General features: G+C 37.8%; 10 protein-coding genes. 5 read left to right on the top strand and 5 right to left on the bottom strand.

Translation table 11 applies throughout. The features are described from left to right. Positions 1-25 precede the first annotated feature (25 nt). The 3 genes from KMW37_RS01195 (at position 26) to KMW37_RS01185 (ending at position 4,930) form a co-directional block, all read left to right on the top strand. Complete coding sequence (locus KMW37_RS01195; RefSeq protein ID WP_215222778.1) at positions 26-1,024, top strand: cation diffusion facilitator family transporter; 999 nt, start codon at positions 26-28, stop codon at positions 1,022-1,024. A 716-nt stretch (positions 1,025-1,740) separates the two neighbouring features. Continuing rightward, positions 1,741-4,116, top strand: coding sequence for a TonB-dependent receptor (locus KMW37_RS01190; RefSeq protein ID WP_246581278.1), 2,376 nt, complete (start codon positions 1,741-1,743; stop codon positions 4,114-4,116). 1 nt (position 4,117) lies between these two features. Continuing rightward, entirely contained in the window at positions 4,118-4,930 is an 813-nt protein-coding gene (locus KMW37_RS01185) for a DUF4249 domain-containing protein (protein WP_215222777.1), read from the top strand. 261 nt (positions 4,931-5,191) lie between these two features. Here the strand turns inward: KMW37_RS01185 and KMW37_RS01180 are convergent, their stop codons facing one another. From KMW37_RS01180 to KMW37_RS01165, 4 genes are all read right to left on the bottom strand, one after another. Beyond that, positions 5,192-6,394 carry a hypothetical protein gene (locus tag KMW37_RS01180; RefSeq protein WP_215222776.1) on the bottom strand — a complete coding sequence of 401 codons (1,203 nt, stop codon included), beginning with the start codon at positions 6,392-6,394 and terminating at the stop codon, positions 5,192-5,194. A 120-nt stretch (positions 6,395-6,514) separates the two neighbouring features. Continuing rightward, positions 6,515-9,307 (bottom strand): hypothetical protein, encoded by a 2,793-nt coding sequence (locus KMW37_RS01175; RefSeq protein ID WP_215222775.1) that lies wholly within the window; start codon positions 9,305-9,307, stop codon positions 6,515-6,517. A 905-nt stretch (positions 9,308-10,212) separates the two neighbouring features. Beyond that, positions 10,213-12,240: a M3 family metallopeptidase gene (locus KMW37_RS01170; RefSeq protein WP_215222774.1), complete on the bottom strand. Its 2,028-nt coding sequence runs from the start codon at positions 12,238-12,240 to the stop codon at positions 10,213-10,215. Between the two features lie 178 nt (positions 12,241-12,418). Beyond that, on the bottom strand, positions 12,419-13,765 hold the full coding sequence (locus KMW37_RS01165) for a M20/M25/M40 family metallo-hydrolase (protein ID WP_215222773.1): 1,347 nt from the start codon (positions 13,763-13,765) through the stop codon (positions 12,419-12,421). Positions 13,766-13,834: 69 nt separating this feature from the next. Here KMW37_RS01165 and KMW37_RS01160 point away from each other — a divergent pair, with 69 nt between their 5' ends. Beyond that, a complete protein-coding gene (locus KMW37_RS01160) occupies positions 13,835-14,353 on the top strand; it encodes a DinB family protein (RefSeq protein WP_215222772.1) in 519 nt (172 codons plus the stop codon). Positions 14,354-14,376: 23 nt separating this feature from the next. After that, on the top strand, positions 14,377-14,892 hold the full coding sequence (locus KMW37_RS01155) for an acyl-CoA thioesterase (RefSeq protein WP_215222771.1): 516 nt from the start codon (positions 14,377-14,379) through the stop codon (positions 14,890-14,892). A gap of 81 nt (positions 14,893-14,973) precedes the next feature. Here the strand turns inward: KMW37_RS01155 and KMW37_RS01150 are convergent, their stop codons facing one another. After that, a complete protein-coding gene (locus KMW37_RS01150; protein WP_215222770.1) occupies positions 14,974-16,182 on the bottom strand; it encodes a patatin-like phospholipase domain-containing protein in 1,209 nt (402 codons plus the stop codon). Between the last annotated feature and the right edge of the window lie 2 nt (positions 16,183-16,184).

The raw sequence follows: 16,184 nt of genomic DNA, 5'->3' as shown, positions 1-16,184 counted from the left end.
CTCTCGTTGATTTAAATATTGTGCCGTGAAAAACCCTCGTAAGCATTGGATAATTGCTTCATTTGCAGTGAGTGTAATACTACTTATAGTAAAGTTTTATTCTTACTATATCACACAATCCAATGCAATATTAACGGATGCCCTGGAGAGTATCGTAAATGTGGTCGCCTCAGGCTTTGCTTTTTATAGTATTCATTTGAGCTCCATGCCGAGGGATCAAAACCATCCTTATGGTCATGGGAAGATTGAGTTTTTCAGTGCGGGCATTGAGGGTGTTTTGATTATCCTAGCCGGAATTTTTATTGTTTATCAATCACTTTACAATTTCCTTTTTCCTGCAGAATTAAAGGAGCTTCCGATGGGGATGGTCTTAGTTGGTGTTTCGGGGGTAGCAAATGGCTTATTGGGTTTTATGTTGCTTAATAAAGGCAGGGAATTGGAAAGCCTTACATTAGAAGCAGATGGAAGGCATATTTTGACTGATGCAATCAGCAGTTTTGTTCTTATCTTAGGCGTTGCCGTTATCTATTTTACAGGGTTTAATGTACTCGATGGCGTTTTTTCTATCCTGTTTGCATTGTATATCATCTTTAATGGTTATGGGTTGGTAAGGCGATCAGTAGCAGGCTTGATGGATGAAAGGAATCCCAGTTCCGTGAAAACAGTAGTTAGGCTTCTCAATAAGTATAGAAAGAACAATTGGATCGATATTCATAATATGCGGGTGCAGCAGTATGGTGCTGATAAGCACATTGATCTGCATTTGACCCTGCCTTATTATTTTGAACTGAAAAATGTCCATGATGAGGTAGAAAAGGTGGAGGATGTTTTGGAAGATAATCTTAAGGGTTATGTGGAAGTTTTTGTCCACGCTGATCCATGTATACCAGAAAAATGCTGTCATTATTGTCAGGTGTCCAATTGTCCTGTTAGACAATTCCCAAAATCAAAAAGGATTAGTTGGAACGTGGATAACGTATCAAAAAATCAAAAACATTACCATGAATTTACAGAAAGTATATAAGTTATATAATGTATGATTTGTGTTATTAAAAGGTATGTTTTAGTTAAGGAACATCTGTTTTTTAGGTAAAAACAGACTTGTATTTGGTTGTAAATCAGTGTTTTGTGGTGTTTAGTTTGTTGCTATTGTCCTTTCAGTTTTGTATATTAAAATAAAAAGGAAGATGAGCGACGACAAATTTAAGATGTTTCTGGCTGCGTCTGCCATTGTTTGGTTGGCAATAATTGTTTTGATTATTGTTATGTAGTCAGCAGAGAAAGTTAGCAAATATCGTTTCTGTGTACCATACAGAATCATATTTTTTAAATGGAATTAATTTTTAGATTTAAGAAAAACGGGATGATTTAAATCATCCCGTTTTTTTCTACTATACGAATAGTTTTTTTGATTCTTTATTAGGCGTTGAATGATTTTATTGGTGCGTTGTTTCTCCGACTATTATAGGGGATTGATCCTGTGAATTTGGACCGAAACTTTTTCGAATCAATACTGTTTTTTATAAAATTACCATCTACACTAGGGGTATATTGTTTTTTCAGTGTCCTTTAACTAAGCATACCTGCTTGTTATCTGTTAGACTTGATATGTTGCTTGTGGCTTCCAAAGAGAAGTACAGGAACAAAGTAAATGTTAGTTAATAATCAAGGTTAAGAATTATTTAATTATGTGGAGATTTAATTTTCCTTTAGTTTTGGGTTTTTGAAAATTATAGAAGAATGAAAATGAAATGTCTAGCCCAAAAACGGGTGAGTTTAAAATTGAAATTTCTATGGCTGTTATTGTTTGCGAATAGCCTTACTTTTTCACTGCTTGCACAGGATAAAGTCACAGTGAGCGGAACTATTGAAGATGCCAGTAGTGGAGAGGGTTTAATAGGAGCCACTATTTTCATCAAGGAATTAGGCACAGGTGGAACAAGTAATGTTTATGGCTTTTATTCGCTAACAGTACCTGAGGGGGAATACACGTTGGTGTATAGTTTTGTAGGCTATGAATCAGTCACCAAATCTATTTCTTTGTTCGATGATCAAAGTCTTAATTTAGAGTTGGAGCCAGAGTCCACCCAGTTAGAGGAAGTGGTAGTAACTGCAGACCCTGAGGATTCGAATGTTCGTTCCACACAAATGAGTGTGAATAAGTTGGATATGAGGGAGGTTTCGGCCATTCCAGTGATTTTTGGTGAAAAGGATATTGTGAAAACCATTCAGCTTCTCCCAGGCATTAAGTCCAGTGAAGGCGGAGGAGGCTTTTTTGTAAGAGGAGGAAGTGCAGATCAAAATTTAATACTATTGGACGAAGCCCCTGTTTATAATGCCTCACACTTATTGGGTTTCTTTTCTGTATTTAATTCTGATGCCATTAAGGATTTGACTATCTATAAAGGCCATATTCCTGCAGAATATGGAGGTAGGGCATCTTCCGTGTTGGATATCAAAATGAAAGAAGGGAACAATAAGAAATTCGCTGCACAGGGCGGAATCGGATTGATTTCTTCTAGAGCGACTATTGAGGCGCCGATTGTAAAGGATAAGGGTTCATTTGTGGTTTCGGGAAGGAGAACTTATGTAGATATGTTTCTTAAGCTTTCCAATGACGAAGATTTGAAAAACTCTGTTTTGTACTTTTATGACCTCAATGCCAAAGCCAACTATAAGATAGGGGAGAAGGATAGGGTATTTGTGTCCGGTTATTTTGGAAGGGATAATTTTGGTTTTGATGACCAGTTTGGCTTTGACTGGGGCAATGCGACTGCTACAGCTAGGTGGAATCATCTTTTTAATGACAGGCTTTTTCTAAATACCACAGCGGTTTTTAGTGATTATAACTATGATGTAGAAATCATGGCTGAAGAGGAAGATGGGGAGATGAATGGATTTAAGGTGATGTCAGCAATTAGGGATATAAGTCTGAAGGAAGATTTTGAATATTATATCAGTCCTGAAAATACCTTGAGATTTGGGGTGAGTGGTATTCGCCATAATTTCTTGCCTGGTGAAATTGTTCCTCAAGGGGATTCTTATATCAACCCGCAAGAACTTCAGCGGAAATATGCTTGGGAAACTGCTGCTTATATATCGGAGGATTTGAATGTTTCGCCCAATTTAAATGTCAATGCGGGCTTGAGGTATTCTTGGTTTGCTCAGGTTGGCCCCGGTGAAATATATACCTATGATGAAGATGGGGATGTAGTGGATTCCAGAATCTATAAAAGCGGAGAGATTGTCAAATCATACGGTGGCTTGGAACCAAGACTGGGTGTGACCTATTTGTTGAATGAGACGACTTCGGTTAAAGCTTCCTTCGGAAGGAATAGACAGTACCTACATTTAGTTTCCAATTCCAATGCTGGAACTCCTATTGATTTGTGGATTCCATCAAGCAATAATGTTAAACCACAAATAGCGGATCAGATCGCTCTGGGGTATTTCAGGAATTTCGATAACAATACCTTTGAGGGATCGGTAGAAGTTTACTATAAAGACATGCAAAATCAGGTAGACTACAAGACAGGTGCGGAATTGGTGTTTAATGAAAATGTTGAGTCCCAGTTGTTGTTCGGTAAGGGCTGGTCTTACGGTGCGGAATTCTTCCTTAGAAAAAATAAAGGGGATCTGACAGGTTGGATAAGTTATACTTTATCTAAAACTGAGAGAAAATTCGATGGGGTGGATTATGGAGAAGTTTATTCCGCAAGCTGGGACAGACCGCATGATTTCTCTATTGTAGGGATGTATCAATTGAATAGAAAATGGAATCTTTCGGCTGCCTTTGTTTATAGGTCTGGAGATGCTGTTACCTACCCTGTGGGTAAATATGAATCAAAAGGAGAGGTTATCAATCTATATGATAAGAGAAATAACAGCCGCTTACCTGATTATCATAGATTGGACTTAGGGGCTACCATGATGCTTAAAAGCAATGAGCGGTTTGAATCGGACCTGAACTTTTCCGTTTATAATGCCTACGCAAGAAAGAATGCATTTATCGTGAATTTTAGAGAAAGTAGAGAAGATCCAAGTAAGACAGAAGCAGTGAAATTCTCACTATTCAGTATTCTACCTTCTATTACCTATAACTTTAGATTTAAATAAAATGAAATCATATTTATATTTAATCATTATTGCAGTATTGTCATTAGCTTCTTGTGAGGAAGTGATTGATATAAGCTTAGAAGACGCAGAACCTAGGATTGTAATAGAAGGTATAGTGACTGATCAGCCCGGTCCATACACGGTCACAATAAGTAAATCTGTTGGATTCTATGAGGATAATGTTTTTCCAGGTGTTGAGGGGGCATATGTTGAAATCTCTGATGATAAAGGAAATGTAGATATTCTGGAGGATATGGGGGATGGCGAATACCAAACGACAAGCCTTCAAGGAGAACGTGGAGTGAATTATTCAATCAAGGTGGAAGTGGAAGGAAATACCTATACTGCAGCTTGTAAAATGCAAGAAGAGCAAGTGGCTATTGATTCATTACTTGTGCGATATGAGGAAGAGTCCTTGTTTTATAAAGAAGGGTATTATGTTCGTGCATATTTTGAAGATCCTCCAGGCTTAGGTAATTATTATAGCTTTAATGTTTATGTGAATGGAGAAGTTTATGTTTTTGATTTTGATGGAGAATTGATTGAAGATGACAACTTTTGGCTGTGGGATGATAAATTTACTGATGGGAATGTTCAGGACTATGATTTTCCACATACATTGGAAGAAGGGGATGAGTTGTATGTGGAGTTGAGACATTTGGATAGAACAACCTATGACTATTATAGGACCTTAGTGGAAATAATAGATGGTGGAGGAGTTGCTCCATCTAACCCTTTGTCAAATTTTGGGGATACTGCTTTGGGATATTTTGCAGCATATTCTGTTACGGATATAGAAGCAGTAGTTGAGTGATAACAAAAAAGCCTAAAACTGCTAAGTTTTAGGCTTTTTTGATCTATGTGACCTGATCGAACTCCAATTGTAAAAGTACATTATAGCCTTAAATGGGTTTTTAGAAAGTGCTTTCATAAGTAAGCCTGTTTATTCTACTTGAAACCATTGATTCAGGTAGCTGATTACTGCCCTCTATTTATAAAGGTGAAATTCATAATCAGTTATTCATACTTCAATTGAGTAAATATTTTGATTTCTTGTTTGAATTAAGGTACAAGGTCATGGTTGCGGAAAGTTACTTGTTGTTTGTTTTAGTTGATAAATGCTGAAATCGGTGAATTCTTGTTCTACTTTATCGTTGGCTTTGTCCATGGTTAAAATACAATTATCTTGTAGTACAAGTGGCTGAGGCCAAGGACTGGCATTTTTTGGGAAAGGCAGTTCTTTTTCGATTTGCTTGCCTTGGTCAAACAGGATAAAACTGAAAAGTCGTGGATCGCTATTCGGATTATAATCTGGGTCCTTATCTTTTCTTAATTGCTCTTCCCCTTCTGAAAGCCCCTTATAATATAACAGGGCTAGCAATCCTTTGTCGAACTTAAATAAAGCGGTGTTTTTTGATCCATGGCTTTTTATATATTCCTGATGCGATATGGGCAATTTTGAAATCGGCTGGAATTCTTTTTCCAAGTCATACAGGCCGATGGCCTTGCCTTTCTGAAAGGTTAAATAGAGTAGGTTGTTTTTGTTGTCAATGGTGTATACTTGCTTGATAAAGGTGTTAGGCTTTTCTAATATATTGGGCATGAATAGGTCCTTGTACAAGGGAAGAGCTGAATGTATGCTGTCTGTCTTGGGGGAATAATATTCAACTAGTTTTATATTGTCCACATCTTCAGGTTTTACTATCTTGAATATTCCCACTCCTGAGAATAGGCATGCAAAAAAAATAGGGGCGGCATCTGATATTTTATAGTAAGGGGTCTTTACTCTCGGGCCTGAGTAGAGGACTACAGTATGATAAGATGAAAAATTTGTCCGTTTTTTCACCTCCCAATTGGCGCTATAATGAACGAATTCATTGGTCGTTTGTACAAAATAACCATCGGTTTCATGGTCAAAGGAGGCTGCGGAAGCTCTGGTAGTATACTCATTGGGGCCATCCCCACTTCGTTTTACATTTTGTAGGATATTGCCTTGCTTGTTCAATATAAGGTATTCATCAGTGATGGGATCATAGGCCAGTATTTTTTTGCTCTTGTAGTTATAAACCAGCATGGTAAACCTTGTCATCCGTTCCACTCTAAAAGAATCAATTTTTGTCCATTTATATTCGGTTAAATGGCTTTTTTCTTGATCCTGTAGTGCAGGGTGGCTGTTGGTTTTGCTTTTACAAGAAAACAATATCATCAAAAATGCGAGTGTCGATGACAAGTTAATGAATACAATGTCTTTGGCATTTTTTCTTGTGATACAGGTCATTGTCTTTTTAGATTGAATCAATAGCATGTACTTTGTTTCATACTAAGTTTCCAAAAGGTAATGAAAAAAGACTAAGGATTTAGTTTTGTTTGATGTTTTTTGAGGGGATTTGGTTTAAAATCAGTCGGTCAGGGCTGTTTCACTTTTGATCACTTTATAAAACAATTCTTGATAGCCGATATTGCCATTTTCTGAGATGGCTTCAATGACAATCATGATGTTTCCGGTAATATCCCCGTTATAAAAGTTGATGTTAGCTTTTCCATTTTCGTCGGTTATAACCTGTGGCTGCCAATGAACCAATGTCCTCAGATCGGGCTTTATCCAGTCTTCTGAACTGATATGTTGATATTTTGGTGTATAAAATTCTTTCGAAGGCGAATAAAGCGGGACTGCAGCTTTGAGGATTCCCGGGGGCTGTTGGACACTGAAAATCCCTTTTCCAGCGTGGGTATATATGGCGATCACATTTCCTGACATAGGAGCTGATAATGGAGAAGCCTGCGGGTATACTTCCATATATAATGGGGTAAACTGGTCGGCAAATCGAATCAGTTCAACACTTTTTACCTCAGAAGGAGGGATGTTCGGAATGAGGTCGTAATTATAATTGATGACAGGGATACCATCGACCACCACAAGGGTTTCTTCTCCTCCGGGAATAGTTGCTTTTAGATAACTTCCTTCAGGGCCTCCAAGGCTATCTTCTCCATATGTCGCTTCCATTCTTTCAATTCTGATTTCCGGATAGTTGAAAAGAAGTACGCTGTACAGTCCATAAGACCATTTTTCTTCTTTTTCTTGGATTTCCTCTCCGTTGATCACTTTGTCCGGCTTGCCAAAGCGCTTCATGACTTTTTCTCTTTCTGGGGTGAGTAAATAATCTTCTACTGTTACTGTCTCCAGTTCAAAGGCATCATTTGAGAGTCTGAATGCTCTATCTACTTTGTTTTTTTTCTGTTGTTGTTCTACCAAGGCAAATTGGATGCTGTCCAAGTCTTCTATGGTTTTTCTATGGTCAAAGGAAATGAGGGGAGATTGGTTTTTGTCCAAGGTAATGGTGTAGTTTTTGTTCTTACCCGATTTATTGGCGCTTTGGATGAGGATATTGAGTTTATGGCCATATGAATCCGGTAAGTAGAAGTCAAAACGGCCTAGGCTGTCTGTGTTTTGAGATTGAAAAGACGGTTGTTCTCCAAAGGTCATTAAAGTTAGTTCCGCTCCTTCCTTTTTCTTTTTGGGGGAGAATACCCCACCTACTGTTCCTGAGACATGAAGGGAGGTTTCAGGCTTGTATATGATAGAATCGACAGATTGGGTATAGTTGTATCTTCGCCAGCCTTGAGTGAGTAATAGGGCATCTAGGTCTTGGAGTCTGTTTTTATTATTTGTATTAAAGTAGTAGCCTGGGCTTTCAATTTTTCCCTTTAAGTCAGCATTTAGTAAGAGTTGGGAAAGGATGTTTTGTCGGTTTTGTTGGTGTTTCCCCATCAGGTCATTATTAATGACCAAGACAGACAGATTTACTTTTTCAGGACTGACTTTAGGGTTTAAGACCTGTAAGGAGATCTCTGTTTTTTCCCTTTGAGAATAGGTGGAAGTGTCTGTGTAAGCTTGGACTTGTAGTCTATTTTTGGGTTTTTCATTGAAAAACAGTCTTTCAGCTAAGGGCTGCTGGTTTTTATCCAGTAGCGTAAAGGAAATGACTCCCTCTGGAAGACTGTTTTTGGGTAGTGGAACCATCATTTCTCCTTTTTTGAGTCTACCCTTTATAAGATAATATTCTATGCCTCTGCAATTGATTTGGATAAAAATACTGTCATTAACAGGACTTGAATTAACAGATATTAATCTAATTATGTCTTCCCCTCGAATGATAGAAAAGTTTTGTCCCTTCGGTTTTGTTTTGGGCAAAGGATATTGGAAATTAATAGTTGAGTCCCTTGAGGAGGGGATGCTAGCAAAATACTGTCTTGCGCTGTCTGGAGAAAGAAACAGGGCGCCCATACCGAGGTGGTTGCTTTTAAAATCCATGATTATTTCTCCCTTATCATTTACTATATCTCCTCTAACCTTGATACCCTGCCCCTTGCTATTTACCGCCTTGAACCCTAGTTTAGTTATTTGACGGTGAATCATATCTCCTCCCTCGGGAAAAAACTGCAGATCAATGTTTTCTTGACCCAAAGAAAATGTTTTAGAGAAGTGACGGTCATTTTGGGTAGTCATACCCAGTGTTGCCAAATCGCTTTCTATATCTACCGGATATTCCAAGGTGTACTGATCGTTATTGTCGGCTTTCAGCGTAAGGGTGTCATTTTGCTCGTTAATATCTAGGTAAATATCCAGCTTTTTATGATGTAGACTGTCAATTGTTTTTGGTGAAAATTGGGCGTTTAACCAAAATTCCCCAGGTGACTTTTCTGACAAAAATACATTGCTGATTGGTGAGATCTGTTCTTGATCAATAGAAGGGAAAATGTCAATATACTCTTCAAAAACAAAATTGTCGCCAAAATTATTATTCCATTTGGTATAAGCCCTTACCAAATATTTTCCTTTAGGATAATTTTCATTCAAATCGAAAAAATTGTCTCCCACACCATTGGAAAGTTTGATGACCTTTTCGTCTTTTATCTGTTTATCAGCACCTATCAGCTGTATATACAAAATACTGCTTAGTTGACTTGGCGCATGATGTAGTCCTTCGGTGACGATACCTTTGATCCAGATCGTTTGATCAGTTGTATAGGTTTTTCGATCCAGTTGCAAATATATTTTCTCAGATAAAGCCGAAAGCGATTGAATTTTTAAATTTTGAGCCTTTGAAGGTGTAATTGTAAAAGTAAATATTAAGATAAAATAAAGACCAACTTGTAGGAGGTATCCTTTGATTGACTTAAACTTTTTCATTAAACAGTGTGATAGGTGAGGTTTTTAGAAAAGCTTAAAAATAAACGATTTAATTTTATAATGAAAAGATTAGTTTATTAACTGCCAAGATCCCGGATGGATTTATTGGGTGATAAAAAGAAAAGCTATGAAACAATATCTCATAGCTTTAGTCAATTAACAATAAACCCAAAATAACCTGCTGTAAGAGAAGGATTTGAACCTTCAGAGTTGGTTTTTCAACTCTACCTTGAGGATAAGGTTTACTTTTACCTTATCTTCTTACAGTATTAAAAAAGCTTTTTTGCCTTTTGTGTGACACAAAATTAACGAAACTTTTTTAAAAAAATCAACTATCTAAATAAAATAATCGAAAAATATAATTTATATAAATAGAAAACGATTTCCATAGAAAAGCTTTCTAAATCGTCCCGGAATTTTTCAGCTGAATTGAGGATTTAATAAACCGGATTTTATCCAAAATGCCTATAAAACACAAAAAGCTATGAAACAATATCTCATAGCTTTAGTCAATTAACAATAAACCCAAAATAACCTGCTGTAGGAGAAGGATTCGAACCTCCACGGAGTAGTTAGGCAAAATACGAGCTCGATATTTGCTTTATCCCAGATTCTCCACCCTCGAGACAGGAGGGCTTGTCTGCCAGTTTCAACATCCTACAGTATAGATGAAAAGATCTTTTATCCTTTCTTTATGATTCAAAGGTAATATGTTTGATTTTAAATTCAAAATAATTCAATAAATAAATTTAAAAATTAATGATTTAACAATTATTTTGATGTAAATATGAATTATTTGTAATTGTTTTTTTAACATTTAAAAGATGTTTAAGTGCTTTTTTTCTGGATTCAGTGGTGAGATTTTTTATAAAAAAAAAGGACCGTAAATCGGTCCTTTCAGAATATTATATTAATCCAGCTCTTTTAAGAAGTGCTTCAGGTTTAGGTTCTCGACCCCTGAACCGCTTGTATAGAATGGATGGATGTACTTTTCCTCCCGAGGATAGTACATGTTCTTTAAAAGCATTAGCAGTCACTGGATCGAAAATTCCATTTTCCAAGAAGAGTTCAAAGGCATCAGCGTCAAGTACCTCAGCCCATTTGTAGCTGTAATAACCAGCAGCATAGCCTCCCTGGAAAATATGAGAGAAACTTGTGGACATCAATGTGCCTTCCACAGCAGGCAGAAGCTCTGTAGGCTTCATCGCTTTTTTCTCAAATTCAAATAAAGAGTTTATTTCTGAAGGGTCGGTGCTATAATAGGACATATCCAATAAACCAAAACTAACCTGTCTGAGGGTTTGGTAACCTTGGTGGAAATTTGCTGCTTTCTTGATTCTATCGATTAACGCCTCAGGGATTTTTTCGCCTGTTTTATAGTGTTTTGCAAACAAGTCAAGGCATTCCTTTTCATAACACCAGTTTTCAAAAATCTGTGAAGGTAGTTCTACGAAGTCCCAATAGACACTGGTTCCAGATAGTGATTCATAGGTGCCGTTTGCGAGCATTCCATGTAGGGCATGACCGAATTCATGGAATAGTGTAGTCACCTCGTTAAAGGTCAGCAAAGATGGTGTGCTCTTGGTTGGCTTAGTGAAATTACAAACAATGGAAACATGTGGACGATGATCAACTCCATCTTCTTTTGACTGTCCCCTGTATACGGTCATCCATGCTCCATTTCTTTTTCCAGCTCTAGGGAAAAAGTCAGCATAGAAAACTGCAAGGTGCTTTCCAGATTTGTCCTTTACCTCATAGGCTGTTACATCAGGATGGTAAACTGGGATATCGTCATTTTTGACAAACTCAAGGTTATATAGTTTTCCTGCTGTCAAAAACACGCCTTGAATGGTGTTTTCTAATTCAAAATAAGGCTTGGTCAGTTCATCATCTACCTCGAATTTTGCCTTTTTGAGCTTCTCCGAGTAATAGCCAAAATCCCATTTTTGAAGTGTCTCAGGTCCATTAATCTCCTGAGCAAATTCAGTCAACTCTTTTAATTCTTCTTCGGCTTTTGGTTTTGCTTTTTCCAGCAGGTCTTTTAGGAAATCGCTAACCTCTGAAGCGCTTTTGGCCATTCTTTCTTCCAAAACAAAATCAGCATACCTTGAATAGCCCAAAAGATTAGCTCTTTGATTTTTCAGGTTGAGGATTTCTTTCACGATTTGCTGGTTGTCCAACTCGTCACCTTTACATGATTTTGTATTATAAGCGGTGAAGATTTCCTTTCTAAGTTCCCTGTTTTCTGCATAAGTCATAAAAGGAACATAGCTGGGGAAGGCGAGCGTAAAGACCCATTTGCCTTCCTTGCCTTTTTCTGATGCAGTTTGAGCAGCGGCTTCAACCACTGCATCCGGCAAGCCTGCCAAATCAGCCTCATTATCGATTACCAATTCATATTTGTTGGTTTCCGCTAATACATTTTCTCCAAACGCAAGGCCTTTTTGAGAAAGTTCTTTATCTATTGTGCGAAGTTTTTCTTTGTCCTCATCCGAAAGGTTGGCGCCATTTCTGACAAAAGACTTATAGGTTTTGTCTAGGAGAGTTGCCTGTTCCTCGTTAAGACTTAGGTTTTCTTTTGATTGGTAGACTTTATTGACCAATTCAAAGAGCACATTGTCCAAAAGGATGTCGTTGCTGTGGGCCGTCAACAATGGTGAAATATCCCTTGCTAGCTTTTGGATCTCATCATTGGTTTCTGCAGCATTTAAATTGAAAAATATACTGGATACGATGTTTAATTTTTTGCCTGATTTGTCCAATGCTTCAATGGTATTGTTGAAGTTTGGATTTTTGGTGGATTTGATGACTTCTATTTCAGCTTTAGCCTCTTTGATGGCTTCTTTGATAGCTGGTAAAAAATGTTCGTTTTTAATTTTATCAAATGGTGCTGTTTCGAATGGCGTAGTGAATTTTTCCAATAAAGGATTCATATATTGACTTCTTGTTGATTTTTATTCCAGATGTATACGATAATATAGGCTTAAAGTTAGTGATTTTTGTTTGAGTACCTCAATACATCTGCTAAAGGGGGAAGATAAAAAAGCCTCTTTTTCCATCTGTAATTTGGACAGGAGGAATAAGAGGCTTTGTGAGTGATATATTAGGGGATTACCTCAAAGGTTTCGGGAAGACGGCCATGCTTTCTGTGTTTTTATCACCGACTGCCTGAACAGCAAAGAAGTAATTGTCCTTAGAATAAGGTAAGGTGATCGAAGTGTTTTCAGTATAAAATTTCTTTTCCCAGACTGGAGAGCTTGTTTCGCGCATTAGTACATAATACCCTTTGGCTTTTCCAGCTGCAGGTACTTGCCATTTTAATGTGGTAGAATTGCTAAGCTTGCTCACATCAACGCCTACTTCTTGAGGAACAGCAGGAGCGGAGGCCAAGCTGGCCAAAACAGCTAGGTTGACAGCTGTGTTTTTACGCAAATATTCATAATCAATATATTCCGGTAGATCGCCGTATTTGATGCCATCCTCGGTTCTTAAGTCCTGATGTTGCTGATAATAGTTTTCATTGTACTCGCAGATTCTGACTGCTGTGAATCCTTGCTGAGAAAATGGTGTGTGGTCTCCCCCTCTTAAAAACCGATCATTTCTGTAAACTAGTTTGATTTCAAGTTGATCTACATATTTCTCACCAGTTTCTTTTATATACCTCGCAAGCTGGCGAGATTTACTATCATTTTCTCCATTAGTATATTTTCTTAAACGCTCCATTTCCTCTGTTTCCAATAAAGGTACACCTTCACTGAAAACCCTGACTTTTGTGTTTTCTCTTAGCTTTGTTCCACTTGAGGCAGAGTTGCCAATCATGTCATTATTGATCATAGCTGCTAAGTTCCAGTTTTCTTCTTTGGCCATTTTGGCCATATGGGCTGCACCTTTAAGTCCCTGTTCTTCTCCGGAAACGGCTATGAAAATGATGGTTGCCGAAAAAGATTGTTTGCTCATGATCCTGGCCATTTCTATTAGGGCAGCTACTCCCGAGCCATCATCATTGGCCCCAGGGGCATCGGCCTGGGCATTCATGACATCGGAAACCCTGCTGTCCAAATGCCCGCTGACGACAAATATCCTGTCGTCATTTGGGTCAGTTCCCTTTAGGGTGGCCATTACATTTCCCATCCTTACATCTTCAGGGATTCTTCTGCCATCTGCTTCGATGGTATAATAATCAATTTTTGAACTTAACCTCCCTCCTGAGCCAGGCTCGAAAGATTTAAACTGGGAAAGTACATAATGCCTGGCTGCATCAATACCCCTGTTGTCCTCATCCTTACTTAAGGAATGTCTGGTGCCAAAGCTGACCAAGCCTTCAATATAGGTCTTGAGTTGATCCGGTGATACTTCATGAACCATTTTTTCAATGGCTTCATTTCTATGTATGGTGGTTATCTGTGAAAAACTATGTAATGGAACAATTAGGGCTAATAATGCTAAAATTCTTTTCATTCGATCATGGTTTAGGATTTCATTCCCTTAAATTTATAGTATACTAAAAGTAAATAAAAAGAGAATTACATGAGTGAATTATTAATTCCCCAAGAAGGTGAATATGGGCCTTTTTATGAGACCTATGTTTCTAAAGTCCGTGGTGCAGACATTTCAGAACTGTTGATTTCTCAAGTGGAGGAATTAAGAGGGTATTTTGAAGGGATGTCCGAGGAAAAGGCTACTTATCGATATGCAGATGGTAAATGGAGCCTTAAGGAGGTTGTTGGCCATATCAATGATACAGAAAAGGTGATGTTGTTCAGGGCATTGTGCTTTGCTAGAAATGATGATCAGGAATTGCCTGGGATGGAACAGGAAGATTATGTTAAGGCCGCCAATTTTAATGAAGTGCCATTAGTGAACCTTTTGGAAGAATTTGAGCTTACCAGATATATTATTCGCTCATTTATGAATGGACTTCCAGAAGAGGCATTTACGAGGGTGGGAATTGCAAATGGTTATGAAATTAGTGTGAGAGCATTGCTCAATATAATACCGGGACATTTTAAACATCATATGCAGATCCTACATGAGCGGTATTCATAATCCTGTTTTTAACAAAATATTTTATGTTTGAATATAACCCAGATAAGCATTATCCCAAAGAAACAGAAAGCAGGGCGGTAATTCGCTTTCAAGATTGCGATCCGCTACAGCACCTTAATAATGCCAAGTATTTTGATTACTATTTCAATGCCCGAGAGGATCAAGTTCCAAAGCTGTATGGAGTGGAAATGTATGATCTGATAAAAAAGTACCAGGCCGCCTGGGTAGTTTATAACCATAATATCTCTTATGTAAGGCCTGCCATGGTAGGTGAGTGGATCCGGATTAGAAGCAGGGTGCTGTGGCACAATGAAAATACCGTGGTGATAGAGTATTATATGATTGATGATTCCAAAAAGGAATTGAAAAACCTGCTCTGGACCACCCTTAAATATGTAGGCTTAAAGGATGGTAAGGTAAAAGCGCATAAAGGTGAAATTGTCGATTTTTTGAAGGCAACAACGGATGATTTTGATATCAGCAAATGTACAATAGCCGACAGGGTAAAGCAGTTAAAAACAAAGCTTAAGGAGGATTGAAATGATCCTTAAACAAAAAAACACGCTAGAGATTTAGCGTGTTTTTTTGTTTAAATTGATGATGTCTTCATGCAGATTAGATTAATCGACCTTATACATTTTATTGGCCGCATTGATATATTCTAATGGATTAAAGGCTTTGTCAAAAGCACTTTTTAGATTGTTGAGTTTTGACTCAAGATCATTGATTTTCGGGCCGATATGCTTGGCTGTTTTGTATTTCTCAATCAACGAATTATACTTGTTGATGTTTTCACTGATTCTGAACGTAATGCTTCCAAATCGTATTTTTAGGGATTGTATTTCTGCCATTTCATTGTAAAAGGTGTTTTTCCAATTTTTAGGATTGGCTTCCTTTTCGTGTCTCACCCTGTTTGCAATGATATTGGTCAATTCATTGAGGTATTCATATCTTCGGTTGGCATCATTCTCCATACTATAACTTCTTTCGAATGCCTTTTTGTCAATTCCCAAAACCTGAAGGTTTTTGGTGAGATTTTCTTCGTATAACTTTTTAAGTTCCTCTAGCTCAGTGTCGATGGCTTCCCATTCTGTTTCTATCAAGTTTTTGTCGTTGGTAAATTGACCGAGTTCTGTCACCAATTCAAACATTTCTTGGCTTTGGTCTCGCAGTTTCTGGTCTCTACGGCCTGTACCAATGCTTTCTACGTAGCTGGACATTCCAGTAAAGAGGGCTTGGCTAAAGGTGCCAAAAATTGGGGTGCCGGCAGAAAGGTCTCCCGTCAGGCTGATAAGATTGGATACGACCGATAAAGTAGGGCTTTCCTTTTTGTTTTTATCAATAAAGGTTTGGAACCCTTTGTACCAATCATTGAATCCAGGATAAGTAGTGGGGTTGCCTACTGCATTTAATGTTTGGAAGAAATCCCTTGTAGCACCGAACAATATCAAAGGACGCAGCTCCCTTTCCATGGAGACCAGGTTAATAATAGCTGATTGGTAGTTCCCTTGGTAAATATTTAATTCAGCATCCTTTTCAGCCTGTTGGAAATCTTCAATCAATTTAACCCTTTCAATCAGCTTCTCGATTTTCTGAGCTTCACTGTTTGATTGGTTCAAAGATGCATCGAGCATCTGGATCTTCTTGTCCAGATCGTGGAGTTTTGTTCCCAGTTCATTGTCCAAGGAATCCGTTTTTACCTGTATGTTTTTTAGTAAGCTGTTTTTGAGTGATTGCTCTAGAGAGGTTGTAGTGGTGTCAGTTTGGCCTGAGGCGAGAAAACTGAGAGATAAGAAGGTGATTGTTAATAAGTAAAGTTTAGTTTTCATAG

Source organism: Echinicola shivajiensis (genome assembly GCF_018642165.1).
In the GTDB taxonomy this organism is placed as follows: domain Bacteria; phylum Bacteroidota; class Bacteroidia; order Cytophagales; family Cyclobacteriaceae; genus Echinicola; species Echinicola shivajiensis.
Note: the sequence above shows the minus strand (reverse complement) of the source record. Positions and strands in the feature narration are given on the sequence as shown.

Bases quoted from the DNA above. Each gene is read 5' to 3' on its own strand.
- KMW37_RS01150 (WP_215222770.1), bottom strand. From the start codon at position 16,182: ATGAAAACTAAACTTTACTTATTAACAATCACCTTCTTATCTCTCAGT.
- KMW37_RS01180 (WP_215222776.1), bottom strand. From the start codon at position 6,394: ATGACCTGTATCACAAGAAAAAATGCCAAAGACATTGTATTCATTAAC.
- KMW37_RS01185 (WP_215222777.1), top strand. From the start codon at position 4,118: ATGAAATCATATTTATATTTAATCATTATTGCAGTATTGTCATTAGCT.
- KMW37_RS01175 (WP_215222775.1), bottom strand. From the start codon at position 9,307: ATGAAAAAGTTTAAGTCAATCAAAGGATACCTCCTACAAGTTGGTCTT.
- KMW37_RS01170 (WP_215222774.1), bottom strand. From the start codon at position 12,240: ATGAATCCTTTATTGGAAAAATTCACTACGCCATTCGAAACAGCACCA.
- KMW37_RS01155 (WP_215222771.1), top strand. From the start codon at position 14,377: ATGTTTGAATATAACCCAGATAAGCATTATCCCAAAGAAACAGAAAGC.
- KMW37_RS01190 (WP_246581278.1), top strand. From the start codon at position 1,741: ATGAAAATGAAATGTCTAGCCCAAAAACGGGTGAGTTTAAAATTGAAA.
- KMW37_RS01165 (WP_215222773.1), bottom strand. From the start codon at position 13,765: ATGAAAAGAATTTTAGCATTATTAGCCCTAATTGTTCCATTACATAGT.
- KMW37_RS01160 (WP_215222772.1), top strand. From the start codon at position 13,835: ATGAGTGAATTATTAATTCCCCAAGAAGGTGAATATGGGCCTTTTTAT.